Annotated in this window: 19 protein-coding genes and 2 pseudogenes; 12 read left to right on the top strand and 9 right to left on the bottom strand. The window is 55.0% G+C overall.

The features are described from left to right. The 4 genes from RBB77_RS22275 to RBB77_RS22260 all read right to left on the bottom strand — a co-directional run bounded on the left by RBB77_RS22275 (window position 1) and on the right by RBB77_RS22260 (window position 3,671). On the bottom strand, window positions 1–438 hold the full coding sequence (locus RBB77_RS22275; protein ID WP_353063895.1) for a hypothetical protein: 438 nt from the start codon (window positions 436–438) through the stop codon (window positions 1–3). 1,453 nt (window positions 439–1,891) lie between these two features. Further along, window positions 1,892–2,386: a hypothetical protein gene (locus tag RBB77_RS22270; protein ID WP_353063894.1), complete on the bottom strand. Its 495-nt coding sequence runs from the start codon at window positions 2,384–2,386 to the stop codon at window positions 1,892–1,894. A 123-nt stretch (window positions 2,387–2,509) separates the two neighbouring features. Then, window positions 2,510–2,644 (bottom strand): hypothetical protein, encoded by a 135-nt coding sequence (locus RBB77_RS22265; RefSeq protein ID WP_353063893.1) that lies wholly within the window; start codon window positions 2,642–2,644, stop codon window positions 2,510–2,512. A 112-nt stretch (window positions 2,645–2,756) separates the two neighbouring features. Continuing rightward, window positions 2,757–3,671 (bottom strand): AraC family transcriptional regulator, encoded by a 915-nt coding sequence (locus RBB77_RS22260; protein WP_353063892.1) that lies wholly within the window; start codon window positions 3,669–3,671, stop codon window positions 2,757–2,759. 247 nt (window positions 3,672–3,918) lie between these two features. Here RBB77_RS22260 and RBB77_RS22255 point away from each other — a divergent pair, with 247 nt between their 5' ends. From RBB77_RS22255 to RBB77_RS22215, 9 genes are all read left to right on the top strand, one after another. Next, window positions 3,919–4,197, top strand: a complete 279-nt coding sequence (locus tag RBB77_RS22255; RefSeq protein WP_434557127.1) for a helix-turn-helix transcriptional regulator — start codon at window positions 3,919–3,921, stop codon at window positions 4,195–4,197. A gap of 120 nt (window positions 4,198–4,317) precedes the next feature. Further along, the gene (locus RBB77_RS22250; protein ID WP_353063890.1) at window positions 4,318–5,097 is read left to right on the top strand and encodes a response regulator transcription factor; all 780 of its coding nucleotides are present in this window, start codon (window positions 4,318–4,320) and stop codon (window positions 5,095–5,097) included. Window positions 5,098–5,832: 735 nt separating this feature from the next. Continuing rightward, window positions 5,833–6,132 (top strand): hypothetical protein, encoded by a 300-nt coding sequence (locus RBB77_RS22245; protein WP_353063889.1) that lies wholly within the window; start codon window positions 5,833–5,835, stop codon window positions 6,130–6,132. A gap of 388 nt (window positions 6,133–6,520) precedes the next feature. Then, window positions 6,521–7,378 (top strand): enoyl-CoA hydratase/isomerase family protein, encoded by an 858-nt coding sequence (locus RBB77_RS22240; protein WP_353063888.1) that lies wholly within the window; start codon window positions 6,521–6,523, stop codon window positions 7,376–7,378. Window positions 7,379–7,450: 72 nt separating this feature from the next. Further along, the gene (locus tag RBB77_RS22235) at window positions 7,451–8,146 is read left to right on the top strand and encodes an RNA polymerase sigma factor (RefSeq protein WP_353063887.1); all 696 of its coding nucleotides are present in this window, start codon (window positions 7,451–7,453) and stop codon (window positions 8,144–8,146) included. Between the two features lie 608 nt (window positions 8,147–8,754). Beyond that, complete coding sequence (locus tag RBB77_RS22230; RefSeq protein ID WP_353063886.1) at window positions 8,755–9,267, top strand: beta-class carbonic anhydrase; 513 nt, start codon at window positions 8,755–8,757, stop codon at window positions 9,265–9,267. A gap of 80 nt (window positions 9,268–9,347) precedes the next feature. Then, the gene (locus RBB77_RS22225; protein WP_353063885.1) at window positions 9,348–10,286 is read left to right on the top strand and encodes an aldo/keto reductase; all 939 of its coding nucleotides are present in this window, start codon (window positions 9,348–9,350) and stop codon (window positions 10,284–10,286) included. Between the two features lie 127 nt (window positions 10,287–10,413). Beyond that, the gene (locus tag RBB77_RS22220) at window positions 10,414–13,464 is read left to right on the top strand and encodes a pyridoxal-dependent decarboxylase (protein ID WP_353063884.1); all 3,051 of its coding nucleotides are present in this window, start codon (window positions 10,414–10,416) and stop codon (window positions 13,462–13,464) included. A gap of 389 nt (window positions 13,465–13,853) precedes the next feature. Continuing rightward, window positions 13,854–14,090, top strand: coding sequence for a hypothetical protein (locus tag RBB77_RS22215; protein WP_353063883.1), 237 nt, complete (start codon window positions 13,854–13,856; stop codon window positions 14,088–14,090). A gap of 241 nt (window positions 14,091–14,331) precedes the next feature. Here RBB77_RS22215 and RBB77_RS22210 read toward each other — a convergent pair whose 3' ends face one another. From RBB77_RS22210 to RBB77_RS22195, 4 genes and pseudogenes are all read right to left on the bottom strand, one after another. Beyond that, window positions 14,332–14,640, bottom strand: coding sequence for a DUF3861 domain-containing protein (locus RBB77_RS22210; RefSeq protein WP_353063882.1), 309 nt, complete (start codon window positions 14,638–14,640; stop codon window positions 14,332–14,334). 179 nt (window positions 14,641–14,819) lie between these two features. Continuing rightward, window positions 14,820–15,266 (bottom strand): hypothetical protein, encoded by a 447-nt coding sequence (locus RBB77_RS22205; protein WP_353067691.1) that lies wholly within the window; start codon window positions 15,264–15,266, stop codon window positions 14,820–14,822. Window positions 15,267–15,321: 55 nt separating this feature from the next. Then, a pseudogene (locus RBB77_RS22200) lies at window positions 15,322–15,424 on the bottom strand (SDR family NAD(P)-dependent oxidoreductase); the annotation flags it as partial. Window positions 15,425–15,796: 372 nt separating this feature from the next. Further along, window positions 15,797–16,645: a hypothetical protein gene (locus RBB77_RS22195; protein WP_353063881.1), complete on the bottom strand. Its 849-nt coding sequence runs from the start codon at window positions 16,643–16,645 to the stop codon at window positions 15,797–15,799. 467 nt (window positions 16,646–17,112) lie between these two features. Between RBB77_RS22195 and RBB77_RS22190 the strand changes: the two genes are divergently transcribed. Both RBB77_RS22190 and RBB77_RS22185 read left to right on the top strand, forming a co-directional pair. Further along, the gene (locus RBB77_RS22190; protein ID WP_353063880.1) at window positions 17,113–17,301 is read left to right on the top strand and encodes a twin-arginine translocation signal domain-containing protein; all 189 of its coding nucleotides are present in this window, start codon (window positions 17,113–17,115) and stop codon (window positions 17,299–17,301) included. Window positions 17,302–17,313: 12 nt separating this feature from the next. Next, window positions 17,314–18,408: pseudogene (locus tag RBB77_RS22185) on the top strand (cupin domain-containing protein); the annotation flags it as partial. A gap of 155 nt (window positions 18,409–18,563) precedes the next feature. On the opposite strand, the gene RBB77_RS22180 reads toward RBB77_RS22185, so the two are convergent. Next, entirely contained in the window at window positions 18,564–20,234 is a 1,671-nt protein-coding gene (locus RBB77_RS22180) for a tachylectin-related carbohydrate-binding protein (RefSeq protein WP_353063879.1), read from the bottom strand. Between the two features lie 434 nt (window positions 20,235–20,668). On the opposite strand from RBB77_RS22180, the gene RBB77_RS22175 reads away from it, so the two are divergent. Then, window positions 20,669–21,562, top strand: a complete 894-nt coding sequence (locus RBB77_RS22175; RefSeq protein ID WP_353063878.1) for a hypothetical protein — start codon at window positions 20,669–20,671, stop codon at window positions 21,560–21,562. Window positions 21,563–21,729 lie beyond the last annotated feature (167 nt).

Genomic DNA, 21,729 nt, shown 5'->3' with positions numbered 1-21,729 from the left:
TCAGCCCTGATTGAGCGCGTCGAGGATTGTCACGACAGAAGCCTGAGGATACGCGCTGTAGAACGGATCGAGCCCCCGAAGGTCATTCTGCTTTACATAGGCCAGAAAAGCATCCCGATTCTGCTGCACGGGCAGAGGGGGCGCGCCTTGCATATGCGCGAGCAGAGCATTGAAGACGTCTCCGATCGTATCTATAAAGTCATTGATGTACTTATCGAAGTCCCCGTCATACGTCGTGATGACCGCTAACTGGGTGTTGTTCGCGAGAAAGACGAATCTGGCAAAATGCACGGTCTTCAGTTTTGTCAGGGCAACCCAGATTGGATTCTGTTCCGGAGGGGCACTCTGAATCTTGGTGAGCAAGCCACTCAACTGAGCAAAATCGTCAGGTGACTTGATGGTCATAATCAGCGTGAGCGGACTTTGAACTATGTTCATATCGACACCTTATTTGCGAATTCTCGACTAATGGAAAGTGAGTGTAGCAGATTAACGGCGCAAGAGAATCGCGGCGGCAAACACCACGCGCCGAATGTTTGGATAACCGCCTTCGCCGGTGTCGTAGGTAGCTGTTGATGAAGTCAGACTACTGTTGGCGAGGATTCAGCCAACAATGGCGTTGTTTCGCATTCACCCCCTTGGTGAAGAGACGTGGAGGCTCGAGTGCAGCGACTGAATCACCAACTCGCGCCAACTCCTTCGATCCCTCGATTTCGTGGGCTAAACTGTCGCCTGAATTCATCTCGTCAGTGTAAATCCCCTAAGTCAGTGTCATCGGCAAGTTCTCATTGCATTCCCGTCCATCCAGGGTTTAGGTCTCCATGCAAGTTTTGGCCACCTTATCGCGTCACAATGGGATCCCGGCCAGCATAGTTCCCGAACGTTGATGCTGAGGTCGTAGATGCCTCGCAATTCGTCGATGGCCGGCAATCCGAACATTGGGCTGGTCATGAAGATCTGAGACGCTTTGGACTCTCCGACTCCGAGTTGGAGACGACATAGTCCGGAGAATCAACTCTGCTTGCACCCGTAGAGAGGCACAGCCCTCGTACAAATCCGATTGTCGGGGTATTAACGGCATAGTAGCCAGACGGACAAGCGTAGACTTCTACACCTCGGATAGCCCTTACCTTATTCGCACTCAAGCCCGGGCCACTATGTCCACCTGGGTCAAGTTCGAGCGCTCCCACCTTAGTGTCTGCATTGGAGACGAGCGTTACATAAATCGCCTGTCCGCAAGTATTCTCATACGTCAGCCAGGTGCAAGAAAAGGCAAAATGAGTAGCAGAACCAGCGCTTTATTTTTTATCGTTGAATCCTCCGATTGACAGGGTCAGCTTGCATACTCGTCGCCGTCAGAAGTAAGGTCAGCGCGTCCTGCACAGTTTCAAGGCAGCCCGCGTGGGAGCGAAGCGTTGGCCTGTTGACGGTCATAACACCCTCCTGTTCGGCTGGCACGGGGATAACCACTCGCGCTCTTCCTTGAGAAGCTCAGCAGCCTTTGAATCGAGAAAGTAAATGGGCTCCACTTCTGTGAGGACTTGTTTCATTGCTCCTCACGGGGGGCATGGTGTTTCTTAAAAGATTCCGGAGGGTCAACCCGAGATTCCGGGCGGCGGACGACGGGCAAAGCGGAAGTTATTCACTTGGACGTAAAACCGGCTATTCGGACATTCGCAGGAGGCACCTTACACCCAACTCCTGAGTTGTCGGCAATACGGACATTTCGTGGTTACGTCCGGATGCCGGTTGTTGCTCGCTATATAGTTCGCGATTTCTCGTCGCAATTGTTATCTTTGACGGAGAACAATCGCAGGGCGCGCCACATCGGCTCACTCTCGTTCGTGCAGAGCCTCCGCAATTGCAGGGCAGTTTGACAGGCTCTCCAGGGTCAGTAGACGCGCCTCCCGGTGATGGTGTATTTCGCGTCGGGAGGATCCTCTGAGACGATCACGTTCTCCTCCGCAGGGTTCTTCGCCGCCGCAGCTCTCTTCGCTTCTGCTGGTCTCATCGCCTCTGCTGGTCTCATCGCCTCTGCTGGCTTCACCGCCTCTGCTGGTTTCACCGACTCTGCTGCTTTGATCGGCTCCGCGGGTTTCATCGCCTCTGCAGGCTTCAGCGGGTCCGCAGGTTTCAATGCCTCTGCAGGCTTTTTCTCCTCTGAGGGCTTCTCTGAGATCATCGCCCATGCGAAGCCGTGCGCCAGCCACAAAACGAAGCTGGCGAAGAGGCATACCAAAACAAGGCCAGCGAAGAGGAATACTATTTGGCCTTTGGTGTTGGCGGCGGCATACAACCCGATTGAGAAGAAGGCGACGGTTGCGAATGAGAAGCCGCCCGCGAAGCGCCCAAGTCGACGCGATAAAACACTCATGCGATTACTCATTTAGGTCCTCCGTGCCTTGCGAAATAGACCCTGGAGAGCTTATTGAACAGAGCCGCTTACCTGCCCAGATAGGTTGCACCCTCCGTCTAGGGCTTCAAGTCTATCCCGATTCTTCGAGGAGGGTTACCAGTTCGTGGACTTGTGAAGAGGCGGAGGTTCGGGATCGAGGATGCCGTAGGGGGGACCGTGTGTCCCCAGCACGTCGACTGAGGCGGGCATGTTCTGATATACCGTCGCCAGTCGACTTTCTTCAGCCATGAAGTGCCAACGCATGAACGGCGGCGGCGTCCAGGGCCCCGGTCGTTCTGCGCGTATTGGACTAATGCTATTCAGAGCTCAAAGAACTCCAATCACAAAGATGATGGATGACTTATCCAGCCTGACTACGGTACTTCATGGGCGTGACCCCAACCTTCCGGCGAAAGACCTTTGTGAAATGACTTTGGTCGGAGAAGCCAGCCGCAACGCCCGCATCGCCGACGCTAAGTTGTGGATTGCGAAGACATCTTTTCGCACGTTCGATTCGGCACTGCAAGACATATTGATAGGCAGTCAGTCCTGTACTCGCCTTGAATAACTCACAGAAGTAATGAGGACTCATTCCCGCTAACTCTGCAAGCTCCCATAGACGCAGATCCTGGGCAAAGTTCTGGTTAATAAAATCAAGAACTCGATTCAGACGAGCTGTTGGCATTCCGCCGGTGAGTTGGAGGCTATTGCTTCTACTTCGAGTCGAATAGCGCCGAATGAGATAGAGGCCAAGCGTCAAACCAAGAGACTCCCCATACAGTGGGCCGGCGGGCGAACCATCTTCCAGATCGGCATGCATAGCGAGCATCAGTGACTGGATATGACGATCACGAAGATTCCAGTGCGTCGTCAGGTCGATCTCATCGAGATGTGCAGTGTGCTCCAGTGAGCGCGAGAGGAACCCCGGCTCCATGACCAAAACGACCCGGGTGGTCGGACCTGACCAGGTCAGCCTGTCACGAGTGCCTGCCGGCAAAAGATAGATGGTGCCGGGACTGTTCGTTGCAGTATGGCTCCGTCCTTCTGTAGTCCACTGAGCCTTGATTTCACCTTGTGTCAGAAGGTTGACAAAATGGGTTGGGTGCTCATGATCCGGAATGGCGACGCCCGGGATGTCGCTGAACGACTCCATGGCAATCCCTTTCCAACCGGCGCCCTTGCTTGTGATTGACGAGCGAGTAGGGAAGGGGCACAACGCGCAGCTGCCCTTCATCACTTCTACAGCATCGACAGGAAGCACCCCAGAGTTGGCCATTGGTCGTACCTCGCCACACGGAAGATCTGCAAGAAGAGAATACCGCTGTTTCACGTGGATCGGTTTTTTTGACCGATTAAATCGGAAGAATTGACCAACGCCGGAACATTTGACCAATCTTTTCGCGATACGGTGTCCTCATTCGGCAGAGCTGTAAACGAAAGGGGCCCATATTACTAAGGAAGTTTGCACCCGAGTGATCGACTATATCCACGCTAACGCAAGTGGAAACATCAGTTTGGCGGCTATGGCCAGAGTCGCCGAAGTGACGCCGCATCATCTTGCAACATTGTTTACGAAGGAGACAGGACTTAGTCCGCACCAGTATGTTCTGCGAGTCAGAATCGAGCGCGCGAAGATTCACCTAAAAGATGACAGCTTGAGCATTGCGGAGGTTAGTAGGCTTATTGGGTTTAGAACCCAGGAACACTTTACAAAGGTATTTCGGAGAGTAGTTGGACTCACTCCGAGTGAGTTTCGCAAAGAGCTGGCAAACATGCCGGCGAAAACCACCCGTTCAGCTTAGATCTCACCAAAGAAAACTAAGCACACCTTCAACCGAGAAAGGGTCTATTGTGAGCATCCATCCACGACTCTCATAGACAACATCTTCAGAACGAATCGCGGGGAACGTTAGGAGTCCGATATGGGTTTCATTCTCACGGGATCTCACTTAGTAAGCAGGACAAGCTCGTACGCCAGTCATCGATTCGGGTGCACAGAACCATCACGGGACACCCCGGTCGTCTTCATAGTCGACCCGAACATAGCCCTCCGAGAATCCCTGGAGCGGTTGGTACGAAGCGAAGGCTGGCACTCGGAGTCGTTTACGTCGGGCGAAGAGTTCCTCGCCTATCCTCTGGGAGCTGTTCCCAGCTGCCTGTTACTCGACGTATCTCTTCCAGGTGTAAGCGGCCTCGAACTGCAGAAGCGTACAGCGATAGAACGCCCTTACATCCCGACCATCTTTCTCAGCGCCGAAGGCGACGTACCTACCGCCGTAGAAGCCATGAAAGCAGGAGCTGTCGAATTCCTCACGAAGCCTTTCCGTGACAACGAACTCTTGAGCGCTGTCCGGGAGGCTCTTGCACGGAGCGGTTTTGTTCTCGCGAAAGAGGCGCAGAAACAAGCCCTTCAGAGAAGTTATGCCTCTCTTTCTCCTCGCGAAAGACAGGTTATGGCGTTGGTGTCTTCCGGGTTGCTAAATAAGCAGATCGGCGGCGAACTCGGCATTAGTGAAATCACGGTGAAAGCTCACCGTGGCCAAGTAATGCAGAAGATGCACGCCGACTCTTTCGCAGATCTAATAAAGATGTCCGCCAAACTTGGACTTTCGAGAATGAAAGATCTTCCTCGGCTCCACGGTGATCATTCTGCGACCACCCTCACCGGCGTACTTCTCAACGCTGCTCCGAATGCAACTTAGCGAAAGTCATTTTGTATAGCTTGACGATTATTTTGGCGTGATATGGGCATGCTGGCCAACGGCCTCAGGCCTGTCCGACGACTAAGCTATCTCGGGTTGCCTTGGCGATACCTCGGTATCGCCAATACCTTCGTCTAGTAGATTTTTTTTGGGATTTCTGTGTGATCACAACCGTCGACTAACGATCAAAAAATTACTCTGGGCGAAGATCGTTTTTCCATTTATTCTTCAGCCGAATACAAGATCTCTCTGATCTCTGGAGTATCACGGACGAAGAATAGGGGCGTGCGCTGAGACGTGTGGGTCTAGTTTGTTTTATCGGCATCGGCGGTGGGTTTTTTCCGCGGCTGATATAGAAATTCTCTGCTCTAGTTTGCTACGTATTCTATATGAGCGCAGGGTGATGGGTCTTGCTGCGACGTCGATCTTGCTCGTCGTTTGACAGGCGCGGGCCGGCAGAGACAGAGTCTCCGGTTCGCGGGCTTTATTGTGGGGGCAGGCGTAATCAGATGGGGAACCGAAGCGTTCATCCTTCCTCAGCTAAACACTATCGCGGAGTACGCTCTGTTATACGCGTGTGTCGCCTGGGTGGCGACTTCAGGACCACGGATAACCTTCATCGGCCTTCAGATTATCCTGTCCTACAGTCTGGTGAACTTCAACAGGTTCACGATCAATACCTCCCTTGTGCCCGCTCGCGACGCGGTTCTGGTTGTTCTACTGGGAATTGTAGCAATGTGGCTTGTGTTTGATCATCTCTGGGCACAGACCTCCGGTGCATCCGTTCGCGCTCTACTTTTGGGAACTCTGCGCAGCGTAGCGAACTTCAAGGCGATCCCGGCTGAGTCTCCTCAAGAAGCGAATCAGCTATTGACTGCGGAGAGTTCGAAGATCAGCCTGAATTTCGACAAGCTGCGAGATCTCGCTGACCTGTATTCTTTCGAATCGTTCCCGAAAAAGCCGCATGAGAGCCTGGTGAATCGGAGCATTCGAACGCTTCTGCCGGATTTGCGCGCATTCCTGCTCGTAAAGTAAAAGACGAAAAAGATCAGCAGCGGTACACCGAGGTGGGTTTGTGTATTTCGTTGTTGGACCTGGCGTTTTATCTTGAGCGGCGAGCTCGATTGAACCTCACGCTCGACCCCGATGTTGGAAAGGCAATTGGAAATTGGCCCATCGATGCAATCGCCAAAGCTCAGGGAACCCCGTCTCCTCTTGACTGAAGATATTGGAGAGGGCGTTGCACTAACAAAAAGAGCCAGCACGCGCGATTGTCAGCGTCTTCAATGTTCTCTCCGTCGCGCAAAGTCGACGAGACACCGATTGATTTAAAGAGGACACCCCACATACCAAAGTATCCCCGATACCATCGTCCAATTGTCTTTACCTAACGCTCCCGGCTTAATTGAAACCGGAGGAAAAGATGATCAACACACGCAACGAAGGGGAAATACGGCTACTCCAGCATTCTGATGCATATTGGAGGGTCACGCTTGACCTCCCGCCTATCAACATATTTGGTCCAGCTCATATTCCACAACTGGAAGCAATCGTGTCGAAGCTCGAAACCGACGATCGAGTCCGGGTTGTCGTCTTTGACAGCGCTGTGGATGGCTTTTTTCTAACTCACTATGACTTCCTGGCAAAGCCAGAGGAGTCGGCTAAATTCCCGGTGGGACGAACTGGTCTGCAGGCGCTACCTGACATGCTCGCCAGGCTAAGTCGCGCGTCTGTTGTTTCGATTGCATCTATCCGCGGGCGTGCCACCGGCGTAGGGAGTGAACTCGCTCTCGCTAGCGATATGCGCTTTGCCAGTCGAGAGAAAGCGATTCTCTCGCAGTGGGAGGTCGGGGCAGGTTTGGTTCCCGGGGGCGGCCCTATGGCACGACTACCACGATTGATCGGCCGCGGCAGGGCATTAGAAGTGTTGTTAGGCGCCGACGACGTCAACGGCGACCTTGCTGAGTTGTATGGCTATGTCAACCGTTCACTGCCGGACAACCAACTGGATGCGTTTGTCGATGCTCTTGCCGAAAGAATCTCATCTTTCGACAAACAAGCAATTGCAGAGACGAAGCGAATGGTCGACCTGAATAGCCTGCCCTCGGACGCGGAAATTGTTCCAGAGTGGGAGGCGTTCACGACGTCACTCGGGCGACCTGCGACCCAGAAAAGACTCCGTGCTCTGTTTGAGCAAGGCTTTCATGTACCCGGCGATGTGGAAACGCGGCTTGGACACTACGTCGGGTTGCTCGGTAACGCGGCAGAAGCCCAGCGTTAAGCTGCGACGAAATCGTCTTCTGTCACCTAACTCTCATCGGAAGCCCGAAGCGAAAGACAAGGAGAATTACAAATGGGAGTGCTGATGGTACTAACACCGCACGATAATTTCGCCGATAAAGAACTCGCGACTAAGGCCGCTCCGCGCCACATGGAGCCCTTAGGAATTGTGCAACTAGTTACGGCCGCACGATCGGGATCTGCCGCGGCATTTGCCGAACTCAGGGAAATCTATGCGCAACGAGTCTATCGAAAACTGTTGACCATTACCAAAAACCGCGAAGACGCTGAGGATGCTCTGCAGGATACGTTTCTGCGAGCTTATAAGGCGTTGCACACCTTCGAAGAAAGAGCGAGCTTTTCTACCTGGGTCACCAGGATTGGGATCAATTCCGCGCTGATGATCCTTCGCAAACGCCGCATGCGCTCTGAGGTCTCCTTCGACCATCCGCATGAAACAGAAGACTTTCTTGATTTTGAACTCAAAGATACTGGCCCGACCCCCGAGCATATTTGCGTTCACCGTCAGAGGTACGCTCATCTGCTTCGATCCATCAGAAAGCTTCAACCTCTGCTTCGTCAGGTCATTGAGCTGCAGATGATGGATGACTGTTCAGCCAGGGAGATCGCTCAGGCACTTCATATATCCGAAGCCGCCGCAAAATCCAGGATCTCCCGGGCGCGTGCGCGGCTGGACCCGGCACGGTCGCCAGAAGTTAGCAACAGGATGCACACGGTCAGAGTAAGCCGACAGCACAAGCAAGGGTAACTTGAGGAGAGGCTAGGAGAGCGGCTACGTCAGTGAAAGCTCTGTCTGACTTACATGATGCTCTGTGCTCGTCAGCTTTAGCTCTAGGAAATTCTCGCGAAGCGAATCTGAGCGGCATCGGGTTTGTCGGCAAAGATCGCACGCGACTCATCGGAACATGTTGCGCATTTCGGAAGGCTGGCCCTGTTCGGCGATTGTCGCAAGCAATAGTATCTTGGCCAACCCCAGTGGACTCAATCGTTCTTTTAGCGTGGGTAAAGTGGCTCACGCCTGCGTTGAACCTCGAAAATGGGCTCGACAGTGCGTCATGTGAGAACCGCGCCGGTAGCACATAGGGCCGCAGGAACACCGATTAGACAAAGGTATCGATCAATACCTTCGTCTAATGGTTGCAACTCTGTTCCTCTGGCCTAATCAACACATCAGTCTTGGGACCAAGGTCGCGTGAGACTGGTCAACGCTACCGGGCCTTGAGAACGCCATCTTCTCCGCAACATGACAAAAGACGCGGAGTCCGTACGAAAGGATTGGTTCCCCATTAACAACATCAAACCACGCGACTTCGCAAACCCAATCCAGGAGTTGCGGCGCTATAAAGGAGAATCGAAATGAGCTTGATCGAACACGCGATTACCGCAAACCGCCAGAGTGCAGCGCACCATGATCCATCGCTGGCGAACAAACCAGCTCCGAAGATCGCAATTCTCACATGTATGGATCCCCGCCTGAACCAGTTGCTGGAATGGTTTGACATCAAGCCTGCCGATGCGGATGTGATTCGAAACGTCGGGACGGCAGCAACGATAGATGTTGTGCGGTCTCTCATGTTTTCGATTCACGTTCTGGGCGTGCGAGAGATCATGGTCGTCGGACACACCGGCTGCGGGATGACAATGTTTTCGGAGGAAGAGTTCGAGAACCATATCCACACACAATGCGGCGTGTGGGCAGTAGCTCCAGATAAATTCCACTGTTACACTGACGTGAATCTGGCGACACAGAAACAAGTACTCAAACTCAGGTCGCACCCATGGATTCCTTCGAGCGTAGTGATTCGTGGATTTGTTTATGATTTGTCTACAGGCGGGCTGAGCGAAGTAACGCCGAAGGACGGCAAATAGTCATCACGAAGCTTCGGGTAGCGCTCGACGGTGCTTCCAAGTGGCTTCACACCGGCAGCTAGAAGTGTCGAGGGACCATCATGGCCGAATCTTCTGATTTTCGGAACGCGAGAATGCCGCTTAGCCACGGAGTTGGCGAAATGCCTGTCCTCGGTTTCGGCACCCTGATTCACGATGTCACCTTGACGACATCTGCGACCAGAGACGCTCTGGATGTGGGATTTCGACACTTCGATTGCGCGGAGCGATACCGGAACGAGCGCGAGGTAGGCGAGGCGTTGCAGGCGGGACTTGCTGCTGGAGGAATTGGGCGCGAAGACATCTTTGTTACCACTAAGTTGTGGAATACCAATCATCGTCCCGAGCGCGTGGAGCCGGCTTTCGAGGCCAGTCTTGACAGGCTAAAGTTGAGCTACCTTGATCTCTATCTCATTCACACCCCATTTGCTTTTCAACCAGGGGACGAGTTCGATCCGCGAGATCAAAGTGGCAATGTCATCTACGACCGCAGCGTCACTCTGCTGGACACTTGGAGGGCGATGGAGAGTCTTGTGGACCACGGCAAGTGTCGGGCTATCGGACTGTCTGACGTGACCTTCGAGGTGCTTTTGCCCATCTACGAGTCGGCCAGAATCAAGCCGGCTGTGATCCAGGTCGAAGCACATCCGTACCTGCCGCAAACGGAGCTTCTGGAGTTTTGCAACAAGAAGAACATTGTTTTTTTGGCCGGCGCGCCGTTGGGTCATGGAATAAAGCCCGGGGTGCTTGAGGATCCAGTTATCTTGGCAATCGCCGCACGAATTGGAAAGACGCCGGCACAAGTGCTTCTGGCCTGGGCTGTGCAACGTGGTACGACTCTACTGGTCAAGACCACGAATGCGGCTCGCGTTCGGGAGAATTTCAACATTTCCGCCCTTCCTGAAGACGCGTTTGATGAAATCAATCGAATTCAAACTAGACAGCGGTTCAATGAAGTGGTGAGTACCGGCAGCCCGGGTTTCATTCCACAAGGTAGTTGATCACGAAAGCCAAACAGCACCTGGATGAGGATTTACTAATCTCTCTATCAAAATACCTGTTCTCTTTGGTTACGGACGTGCTGAGTTTCAGCTCACAGCGGGAAGATAGATCCCCGCAGGAGACTGGATGTCGCAAGTAATGGGTACAGAAAACCAGAGTATAGATTCAGCAGCGGATGCGCCGATAACGCTGGACCCTTCGAACTGGAAAGTATTTCGCAGGCAGGCGCACGAGATGCTGGATGACATGGTCGACTACCTCGAGAACGTTCGTAAACGTCCTGTATGGCAACCTATCCCGACGGCCGTCCGGACCTGGTTTCGCAAGGGCGTTCCTGTTCTCCCGATGGATCTTGACCGAGTGCATGAAGAGTTTATGCAGCATATTGTGCCCTTCGCAGCAGGAAACGTCCACCCGGGCTTTATGGGGTGGGTGCATGGCGGAGGGACACCGGTGGGGATGCTGGCGGAGATGCTGGCTGCTGGCCTAAACGCTAACCTTGGCGGTCGCGATCACGCCCCCGTTGAGGTCGAACGCCAGGTTGTGAACTGGGTGCGCGAGATCTTCGGATTTCCCGAGGGAGCGACAGGGCTCTTCGTCACTGGGACCTCGATGGCGAACCTGATCGCGGTGGTCATCGCCCGGGACACAGAGCTAGGTTTTCAGGTGCGCAGAGATGGCGTCGCTGCCAACTCCAGGCGTTTAGCCGCATATGGCTCCTCTGCCGTGCATGGGTGCATTGCCAAGGCGATGGATATCGCCGGTGTGGGAAGCGATGCGTTGCGGAAGATCGCGACAGACAGCCGTCATCGGATTGACGTTGAAGCTCTCCAGCAGGCGATTCACAACGACCGCCGAGATGGCTTCACCCCCTTCCTGGTAGTTGGGAGCGCCGGTACGGTGGACACTGGGGCGATCGATGATCTTGCCGCGTTGGCCGATCTCTGTCAACGTGAGAAGTTATGGTTTCATGTGGACGGAGCTTACGGTGCGCTGGGGATGCTGGCTGCCGACATTGCGCCGCGCCTTCGAGGAATCGAACGCGCGGACTCGCTTGCTTTTGACTTTCACAAATGGGGACACGTCCCCTACGACGCCGGCTTTATCCTGGTGCGAGACGGGCAGCTTCATCAGCAGTCTTTCGAGTCGTCGCCTGCGTACCTGAAGCGCGAGGTGCGCGGTCTGGCTGCGGGTGCGCCGTGGCCCTGCGACTTCGGACCCGATCTCTCACGCGGCTTCCACGCATTGAAAACCTGGTTCACACTGAAGGTTCACGGAATCCAAACGCTGGGCGCGGTGATCTCTCAAACCTGCGAGCTAGCAAGTTATCTCGAAAGCCTCATCGCCGAAAGAGCGGAGCTTGAACTACTGGCTCCGGTGGAATTAAACATCGTGTGCTTTCGTTATCGAACCGAGGATTCGGACCGCATCAACGCGCAGATTGTCGTTAATTTGCAAGAGTGCGGCAGTGTGGCACCTTCGACAACTAGAATGAAGGGCGCGTTGGCGATACGTGCGGCGATTGTGAACCATCGCACGAGTCGTAGTGAAATACGAACCCTTCTTACCGAGACCTTGGCCTTGGGACGAGCGCTGCAGAACGAGCAAAGCCCACGGGCTGGGGCGCTCGAGATGGAAGAGACTCCGGAGGCGCGGCAGCACACCGGCATGCAGGTGGCGTTGCAGCATGTGGAGGCGCGTCTTTCAGTCGAACCCGAGTCGATTACGCTTATGTTTCAACGAGCTTGCTTCCTGGAACAGACGGGCCACCTGCAGGAGGCTCGCGACGCATATCGAGACCTGCTTGATCACGAACCGTCGCACCTCGGCGCGCTGAACAACTTGGGGAATCTGCTTCTGAAGTCGCGCGAAATTCCCGAGGCCCGGCGTCTCTATGAGCTGGCGGTGGGCTACCACCCCGATCGTCCGTCTTGCCGGGCAAACCTGGGAAATCTCCTCTTCAAGAACGGAGAACGCGAAGCCGCGCGCGAACAATTCGAACAGGCGCTGCGGGTCGATCAGAACTATCGTCCCGCTCACGCGGGCCTGTGCTTCATACTCGATCAACTTGGAGATCCCGAGCGCGCCACTTGGCACCGCAACAAGGCGTTCCAGAATCGCTGCGTCGTGATTACGCCGTATCGCGGGGAGCAGCCACCGATCACGGTTTTAGAGCTGGTCTCGACAACTGGAGGCAACATCCGCACAGACGATTTTCTGAGCGACCGTGCGTTCCAACGCATTCTGATTACAACTGAATTTTATGATCCAAAGACGGTTCTGCCTCCTCATCAACTGGTGGTCAACGCGATTGGAGAGGCTGATGGAGCGGCAGCGGCCTTGGCCGGCGCACTTTCCGTGGTGGCGCACACCGACGCTCCGGTAATAAATCACCCGGAGTTTGTGTTGGCGACGGGGCGGTGCGAGATCGCTCAACGTCTGTCTGATGTCCCGGGTGTGGTGACGGCGCGGACCAGAACTCTCTCGCGAGAGCAGCTTTTGGCTCCACAAGCCGCAGCGACGCTGGCTTCGCTCGACTTTCGCTTTCCCCTTCTCTTGCGCACGCCAGGCTTTCACGGTGGGGAGAACTTCATACGGGTTGAAACGCTCGAGGAGTTGCCGGCTGCGGTGAGTGAGCTTCCGGGAGACGACCTGTTCGTGATTCAGTACCTCGACGCACGTGGGGCCGATGGTAAATCGCGCAAATACCGCGTGATGATGATCGACGGACAAATCTATCCGCTGCACGTTGCCATCTCCGGCGACTGGAAGATCCATTACTTCAGCGCCGATATGGCCGATTTTCCCGAGCATCGGGCGGAGGATGCTGATTTCCTGACAGACATACGCGGGGTTCTGGGCGAATGTGCCATGGCGGCCCTGCAGCAAATTCAGGAGACGCTTCGCCTTGACTACGGCGGGATCGACTTCGGACTGAGTGAAAAAGGAGAGGTTCTGCTGTTTGAAGCGAATGCGACGATGGCAGTGCTGGTTCCGGAGAAGGATCCGCGCTGGGACTATCGCCGGCCAGCAGTTGAGAAGATCTACCGTACCCTATGGACGATGTTGAAGAGGAAGGCGACAGTTTGCCAGAGTAGTGCGAACGGATTAAACATCCAATCGGCCAAGAACAACTTGGAGATTGAGACCGAGACTCTTGCCTCAGTAGCCACATAGCACCAGTCACGACGTTCAAAAAAATCGTATGGATATAGAGGAACCGCCACGATAGTGGGACGCACTTATGAGGATGAATCGACTTTTCGCTCGCGTGGTGCTCATTAGGTTCTAGTTTCTTAAATGACGCAAAATCACCTTTGCACTCATTGAGCCCCATATGTTTTGGCGCGTAAGACCGCATAAAGTGTTGGGCATGTCTGCGGCGCAGGAGGCCGCTCGTATGCCCAAAAGGATCAAGAAGCCGGCTTCCCGAAAGATCGTCTACGCCTGCCGGGTCTCGATCACGCAAAATCCTCAGTATTGAATAGCCTGAGTTCCCCACGCTCAAGACGCAACTATAGGTTCGCAATGGAGCAATCATCACCTGGTATTGTTCCGAAGCGAGATTGGCATTGAATCGAACCGTCGTTCTGCGGTTTCGACTCCACTTAGAGGCGTTCGGATTGGCCGCAGGAACGATCAATCAGAGACTCGCCGCGGTGAGGCGGTTCGCCTACGAAGCGGCGGATTCAGGCCTGTTGACTCCGGAACTTGCTGCTGGGATTCGACGAGTCAGGGCGTCAAGCAACTCGGCTCGCGAGCGGGAAACTGGCTCACTCGCGAGCAAGCGCGTTACTTCTTAAGAAATCGGACGGAGAAGGCTTATGCATATACCCCGTTTGAGATTTGCTACGTAGCTTGCACATTGCCCAGATGCCGATAGTCAGGCCACGGTTGTGGCTGACGAGCATTGGCATCGTCTCAACGTCTGTCGTGCTAAGGTCACAATAGAGGTACCGGCAGATGGTTAGAAAGGCCTTTTCTGCCGTCGATGCAATTTAATACTTGTATAACTGTTCTTTTTGTCAGCCACGAGCAGCACGGTTAGGGCCTGCCAGTTCTGTCTTCGACCTTCACACGCTTCAGTTGCTCAATGAAGTTGCGAATCGGAAGCACAAGCGGTGCGAACATCTGGTTTTTTCTCATTTCAAGAATGACCTCGCTGAAAAGTTTGAGGCCGATCGCCAACGATGCAGACTTGTCCTTGTCGAGCAGGCGTTTCGATCGAATTGCCTCCACAATCTCAAGTAAGTTGTCGTGATTGTCGGTGCAGAACTGCAAACTCGCCTCATCCTCGCCATGCGAGGTCCGAGAGCCGAGTGTTTCAATCGTGATTCTGTAGCGATATGACATTTGTTCCTCCTGCCGATGCAGACGATCCAGCCACAACTGCTCCCTTGAAAAAGTGCGAAGCTTTCAGATGGTTGTGGCTAGCCATATCCTGCAATTGGTCCCGGCTGCTCGTGCCCAAACCAGTTGGCTTTCCGCTCAAGATTTGCTGCTCGATGCGCTGGACGGCTTTAGCAAATCCTTTAGGCCGATGTTGTGAAAGAACTCCACGCGAATCCGGTCGGCAACGGCGTTGACGACGTGAGCGCCGTCATCCGCGGAGTCGATATGTACGCGGAAGGGCGAGTGCCAAAAGGCAGGTCTACCACCTGCACAACTGCTTTCGCGACCTCGATCACATCGGCGCCAGCAGGCGAAACACTCTGTAAGCCGGTCATGATCTCCCTGTCGAGTCCTGTTGTCGGCCCATTTTCATACTCAGCTAGCCGTGCCTGGTCTTCCGGATGGCCCGCATGGGCAAAGTGATTTGTGCCCGAAGTGTAGGCGCCGGGAACGATGATGGAAGTCTCGATGTTCCAACGAGCAAGTTCTCCCGCATAGCTCACGGCAAGCGCGTCCATACCGGCCTTAGCCGCAAAGTACGGTGCAAGATACGGAGGCGTGCCACCGCGAGTGCTGGTGCTTCCGATCCAAAGAACGAGGCCGATGCCTTGCTTGCGAAGTATCGGCAGCGCCGCACGGTTGACGCGCAGTTGACGACGACTGAAAAGCCATCCTTCGCCAAGCGCTTGGCAATCTCTCTGCCGATCCCGCGTGACGCTCCCGTTACGATTGCAATCTTTGCCATGACATTCTCCTTTGCGGCCGCTTTCCGCAGCGCCTGTGACCCATATGACGACCGCACGAGCTATAAGTCCAATGCATAGTGCTTATATCAATTATGCGTCTGACGCAACTGCGTCAAGCCAATCTCAACCTATTGGTTTTTGAGAAATTGGAGTGTTTTGATGTGGTGGTTTTGTGGTGTGGTTGTGGTGTTTTTGCGTGGTGGATGTGGTGATTAAGCAGTCACCGTTTGTGGCGATGAAAGATGTGACACGGATTCTGAATTTATTTTTGGGAACGAGCGCTGGCTGGTTCAGGATGTGGGCCTTCGAGCTTTGCTCGAAGGCCCACACTTCAGAATCGAGATATGGGGCACCCGGCAAGAGTTCCCGGGTCACTCCGGAATTCTGAAATCGTAGACCCTTCCGGCGGCGGCGCCACCCGACCTGGCTCCTCCTGTGGAACCCCCGGCCATGGTTGCCTGCTGGCCTGTGCCCATGAAGAAGGCGTATTCTCCTGGCTTGATGGCTGCGTCGAGCTTGATCTTGTAGGTCCTGATTCCTGCGTGCTCCGCGGTGAAGGCGACCTCCTTGTCCCGCTTGACGCCTGATTTGCCGCCAGTGATACCGCCGAAGCTTCCTATCTGAAATTCCCTGCGGTTCCCTTTCTTTTCGAGGATGATCAGGACGAAGTCGGATGCGCTGGCACCATCAGGGACGTAGAGAAAGAAGACGGGCTGCCGGTCATTGATGACGTTCTTCGATTGCGGGCCGTTCAGGTAGGCGTCCCAATGTTCGTTGCGCATGCCGTAGGTAAACATGCTGCCGGCCTTGCCGCCGACCTTTGCCTGGCTGATTGCCTGTCCCTCGATGAGAACGAATGCGTTGCTGTTCTTCCAGTAGACGCCAACCTCCGGGGGTGGGAGGCCAGGGTCGTTCGAGATGGGAGTGGCGGCGACGACGACTGGGGCAGCGGGGGGAGCGGGATTAATCATCACCTTGATCACTTCGTCAGAGACCTTGGCGGCCTTGAGTTCCTTGAGGCCATCGACGCTAGTGTCGAACTGCAGGGTTCCTCCCGCAGCGGCGGAGCGAATTTTAGCGATGATGATGTCGTCGGAGAGGCCGAGGCCCACCATGTCGATGACATCTTTGTTGGTGATCCTTTTGCCAAGCTGCTGGCTCCATGTTGCTGGGAGAATTAAAAGGAACAGAGTCGCAAGCAGAAAGGTGCGTCGTTTCATGGGACCTCCTGACAAACTTCATGTCGTGGCCCGGAGCCCTTTGTGTGGAGATCTAGAAATTTAGCACAGTCGTTTTGGTGCAGGCGGAGGAGGACGTTGGTTCTGAGGGTGAGGGAAAGCGGTTCGAGCTTTACTCGAATGCCCACTCATGCGATGAAACTCCCCTAATGGGCACCGAGATTGAGTGGGAGATAAGTACCCCCTCGAAAGGGTGATCTGTTCGTATCTCTTGTGGGGCGTGTGGTATCGCGTGTCTTGAGGAACACTGCGGTTGTCGTCACAAGCGTCACTGACGCAAAAAAAACAAACGTAAAACTCATTTCTAGCGAAGCTAGTGACGGCCGGCCTGAGTACACACCAGCAAGGTATCCACGTCTCCCGGATTTTGATGCTTCGGCCCGCCCTCGGAGCTTGCGATACTCGCCAGCTGTCGGCCGCTTCACCGACTACGAGAGCAAGGAGAAGAGATGAACGCAAAGACCGAACTGATTCCAACCGATTCGCCCGCCTCGACTGAGAACACCTTCGACCCCATTGCACACGTATCGCGTCGTGCCTTTATGACAACGGCGGCTTTAGCGGGAGCAGGAGTGGCGACACTGACTGCTACAGCGCAGACGCGTGAGGAACTACTAGCAGGGCGTCAGGGCGATTAGGCCAGCGACCCTGGGCCGGCAAATCAACCACTGATTGACGAGAATCCCAACTCCCATATGCCACCTTTTACCGACCACGGGAATATGGGCCCGATCTGGTACTCCTTCGATCTCGCTTCACGCAGAGTGCAAAACGGTGGCTGGACGGATCAGGTGACGGTCCGCGAGTTGCCTACCAGCAAGAGCATTGCCGGGGTCAGTATGCGCCTCACTGCGAATTCGCTTCGTGAATTGCATTGGCACACGTCGGATGAGTGGGCGATCGTACTTATCGGGACGACGCGCATCACAATTCTGCAACCGGACGGCAAGCTCTATATCGATGACGTCGGGCCTGGCGATCTTTGGTATTTTCCGGCCGGATTTCCGCATTCGCTGCAGGCAATCGGACCGCAGGGCACGGAGTTTCTGCTGGTGTTCAACGACGGCGCATTCTCGGAGGCAGATACGTTCCTCATCTCGGAGTCGCTGGTTCACCTTCCGCCGGAGGTGATTCAGAAGAACATGGGCTGGTCGCGCGAGAGCTTCAACATGCTGCCGCAGACGCAACTTTATATCTTTGAGGGAACCCAACCGCCGTCGCTTGAAGAGCAGAAGCGAGCTTTGGGCGATAAGCTCGAGACGGTGAACAAATATACGTACAAGCTCAGTGAGCAGCGCCCGGATCCTGTGAGGGCCGGAGGTAGCGTCAAGATCGTCGATGTCGATAAGTTTCCGGTAGCCAAGAAGCTGTGCGCCGCGCAGGTAACGCTGAAGCCAGGTGGACTGAGGGAGGTTCATTGGCATCCCCACTCTGACGAGTGGCAGTACTACATTCATGGCAAAGGGCGCATGACGATCGCCACCACTGGAGCTGCAGCGCGGACCATGGATTTTTCTGCGAACGATGTAGGCTTCGTGCCAATTATGGCTACCCATTACGTCGAGAATACGGGGACAGAAGACCTGGTCTTTCTTGAGATGTTAGCTGCTCCTCAGTTCATTGATGTCTCGATGAACGCGTGGATAGCTGCGCTGCCGGATAACTTGGCTACAACTCATACCAAGCTGCCGCTGTCAGTTATACGGTCCGCTCCTCAGACAGCTCTTACGATACTTCCGAAGTAGTTTTGTGTTTCAAAAGGACCGCTGATTCGTCCGGGTCAGCGACCACTTTCGTGTCGGTTCGAGCTTCGCTCGAAAGCCCACTCATGCGATGAAACCGTATGAGTCGGGCAATAGATTAGTCCGACGTAGCAGGTCAATCGGGCGCAAAGTGCCAGCTAGGAAACCACAGCGTAGATGCGGTTACCGCCGGACAGATTAGCGCCAGCGAAGAGAAACTTGAAAGCCTGCCATCCACCAAAGCCGACGATCACCGGAGCCGAAACATTCCCCGGAGTTCCGGCGTCACCGTAAGACAGTAACTGTCCGCTCTGGTTGACCGCATAAATGCGGTTGTTACCGGACACATCTTTGCCGGCGAACAGAAACTGAAAGTCCTGCCATCCACCGAGGCCTACGATCATCGGATCCGAAACATTCCCCGGAGTTCCGGCATCCCCGTAGGACAGCAACTGCCCGGCTTGGTTGACCGCGTAGATCCGGTTTTCGCCGGACACATTCGCGCCAGCGAAGAGAAACTTGAAGCCCTGCCATCCACCGAGGCCGACGATCACCGGGTCCGAGACATTCCCTGGAGTTCCGGCATCCCCGTAGGACAGCAGCTGCCCGCTCTGGTTGACCGCATAGATGCGATTGTTGCCTCGCACATCTTTGCCCGCGAAGAGGAACTGGAAAGCCTGCCATCCGCCGAATCCGACGATCGCCGGATCCGAAACATTCCCCAGGGTTCCGGCATCCCCGTAGGACAGCAACTGCCCGCTCTGGTTGACCGCATAGATGCGGTTGTTGCCTGACACATCTTTGCCGGCGAAGAGAAACTGAAAGGCCAGCCATCCGCCGAAGCCGACGACCACCGGGTCGGAAACATTCCCCGCAGTGCCGGCATCCCCGTAGGACAGCAACTGCCCACTCGCGATGGTCTCGACCTGGACGGAGAAGGCACCCCCCAGCACGGCGCCGCCAACATTGATCGTAACGCCGTCTGTCGTGAATGACTGTCCTGCGGGGAGAGCGGTTTTCGTGAGCAGGGCAAGAGGCGCGGCGTTGTTCTGCGCATTCCCCAGCGGGTCTGATGTCTGGACGCGGTAGACGATAGCGCCTTCGTTGGGAATGTTGATGTCGAACTGGTCGGCCCGCAGGCGTGCTTCAACCATTAGGTAAGGCACCGCAGCGCCGATCTGGATAGCGGCTACTCTCCCGGAAGGGGGCGGTTGGATAAGGCTGGCCGACTGCAGCGTATAGGTAGCAACTCCGCCGGGGTGCATCGCAACAGTCGAAGGGTCCAGCCATCCCACAGCGCGTTTCGTCCATGCCGAGATGTGGGTGGCTTCATAGCCAGCCTCCTGGTCAAAGGGACCCATGTTATCGCCGGACGGATAGTCTCCGGCAAAATCGAACAGGTCGGGAAGATCGCACAGGTTCGTCTGGTGCAGGAGTTCACCCACCCAGTTGCCGAGATTATCCGACATGCAAAAACGAGACCAGGCAAAGTTCGAAAGCTGAGCGGTCGAACCGCCGCCCGGCCCACCCAGCATCACGATCGCCGCGCCGACAAAGCCCTCGGATCTCAGTTGGGCGCCCATCGTCGCTTCAAGAGCGTCGGGTAGAACGTTCTGTCCCGCGATGGTTTGCGCAGGGAGCACGATGACGTCGAAATCCGCCAGTCCGGAAGATACGGTGTGGAAGTAGGCGCGGACGGACCGGTCGACGCCGGCGATCGGTGCGCCGGTTGTCGAGTTTGTCGGCGGGTCGTAAAACAGCCGTTGCATGATCTGATCGGACCAGTCGGGCGGTATGACGTCCGGAGGCTGAATGTCTGTCCGAGACAACGGAATGAATGCAAGTTTCTTTCGACCCAGCCAAGCAATATCGTCCTCCCACGCGCCGCGATGATTAGGACCGCAGGACGCTTTGATCGGTCATAGTCAATACCGTCGCGTCGGGCTGGTACGGAGCAGTACCGCGTTTTCAACATTCGGCTAGGAGTTGAACTGGCCTTTCTCTGTTCCCGCTAGCCAGCAGTTGCTCTCCTACTCGAATGGTGACGCTACATGCTGATTCGTTTCGGTGAGGCTTTCTAGTCTGGATTCTTTAGTCTCGCAATCGTGACTCAGAGACCCGTGGCCCTGTGAAAGGTCACGGGTTTCTGTTCACTGGAGATCTCTGAAGTCCGCTTGTCGGCAAGTTCGGTTGAAGTTGCCGATAACCCCGCTTTCAGGGATTGATTGGAAACTTAATCGTGTTCAGCGGTGTCGAATTCAATATGAATTTCACGCGAGTTGCGACTGGAGTGTTCGCGAGCTTGCTGGCGATCGCTGCGCCCAACTATCTTCCTGCGCAATATATGCGGAGCATCCAACAACGCTCGGATGCCTCGGATCTGGTCTGTGTAGGGCACGCAGCCTCTCCTGGTCGGACGGGCCGTGTTCAGCAGATAGACGGAAGCGACCGTGACGAACTTGCAACACAAGTCATCATCGAGAGATGTCTCAAGGGACGACTCTCCGCCAATGCGGAAGTTCGCGTTCTCGGTTTTGACATCGTGGCTCTTAAAAACATTTCTGGCGGGTATGGATACAGCGGACCCCCAACGGGTTTCGTGAGCGAGGGGCGTAATCTGCTCTTTCTCAAGCCTACAAAAGATTCCGATCAATATGAGGTAACTGTCCCGATATACGCTACTGCTATTCATCTCGCGGACCCAGCACCTGATCTCCCCTCCGGCGAAGGTTCACAAACAGTGCAAGCTATTGTTGTTCGTGAGCTTGAGGGAGCTTTTATCCAGTTCGGCAGCCGCGACCTCAGCTACATCGATTACTTGATGGGCTATCTTGGCGCTCAGGAAGGAATAGCCGAATGTTTGAGGTTGTCCTCACGCGTTTCCGTTCCTCTTCAAAGAGACCTCGCAGTGGCGATGTTGTTTGAGGGACAATCGAGCCTTGAGCCAGTTGTCATCTCGGTTTTGCTTGATGCGTCAGCACCCTTATGGAAGCGGCAGAACGCGGCAGGTGCCCTTGGGGAACACGGTACAAGAGCGGCATTAGTACCTCTCCAGGAGATTGCATCGGATCACGGTCCCCCAGACGGGCAGGAGTCTCTACAATCCTGGGCAGCGGAGGCTCTCCACAAAGTCAAAGCAAGGCTCGTGCAGCCATAAAATTTCGCTCACGAGTGGACCTCTTTTTCAGGACTGCCAGGAAATGTGAGTTCGGTTACTAGGCACATCAGAATAAGAAGGCAGATGAGAAGGGCTGGAATGAGGGACCTGAAACGCGAAGAGGTCAGTACCCAGGTCTAGCGGAGACATGCCTGCCGCAATCGACG

The organism is Tunturibacter psychrotolerans (genome assembly GCF_040359615.1).
GTDB lineage: Bacteria > Acidobacteriota > Terriglobia > Terriglobales > Acidobacteriaceae > Edaphobacter > Edaphobacter psychrotolerans.
Note: the sequence above shows the minus strand (reverse complement) of the source record. Positions and strands in the feature narration are given on the sequence as shown.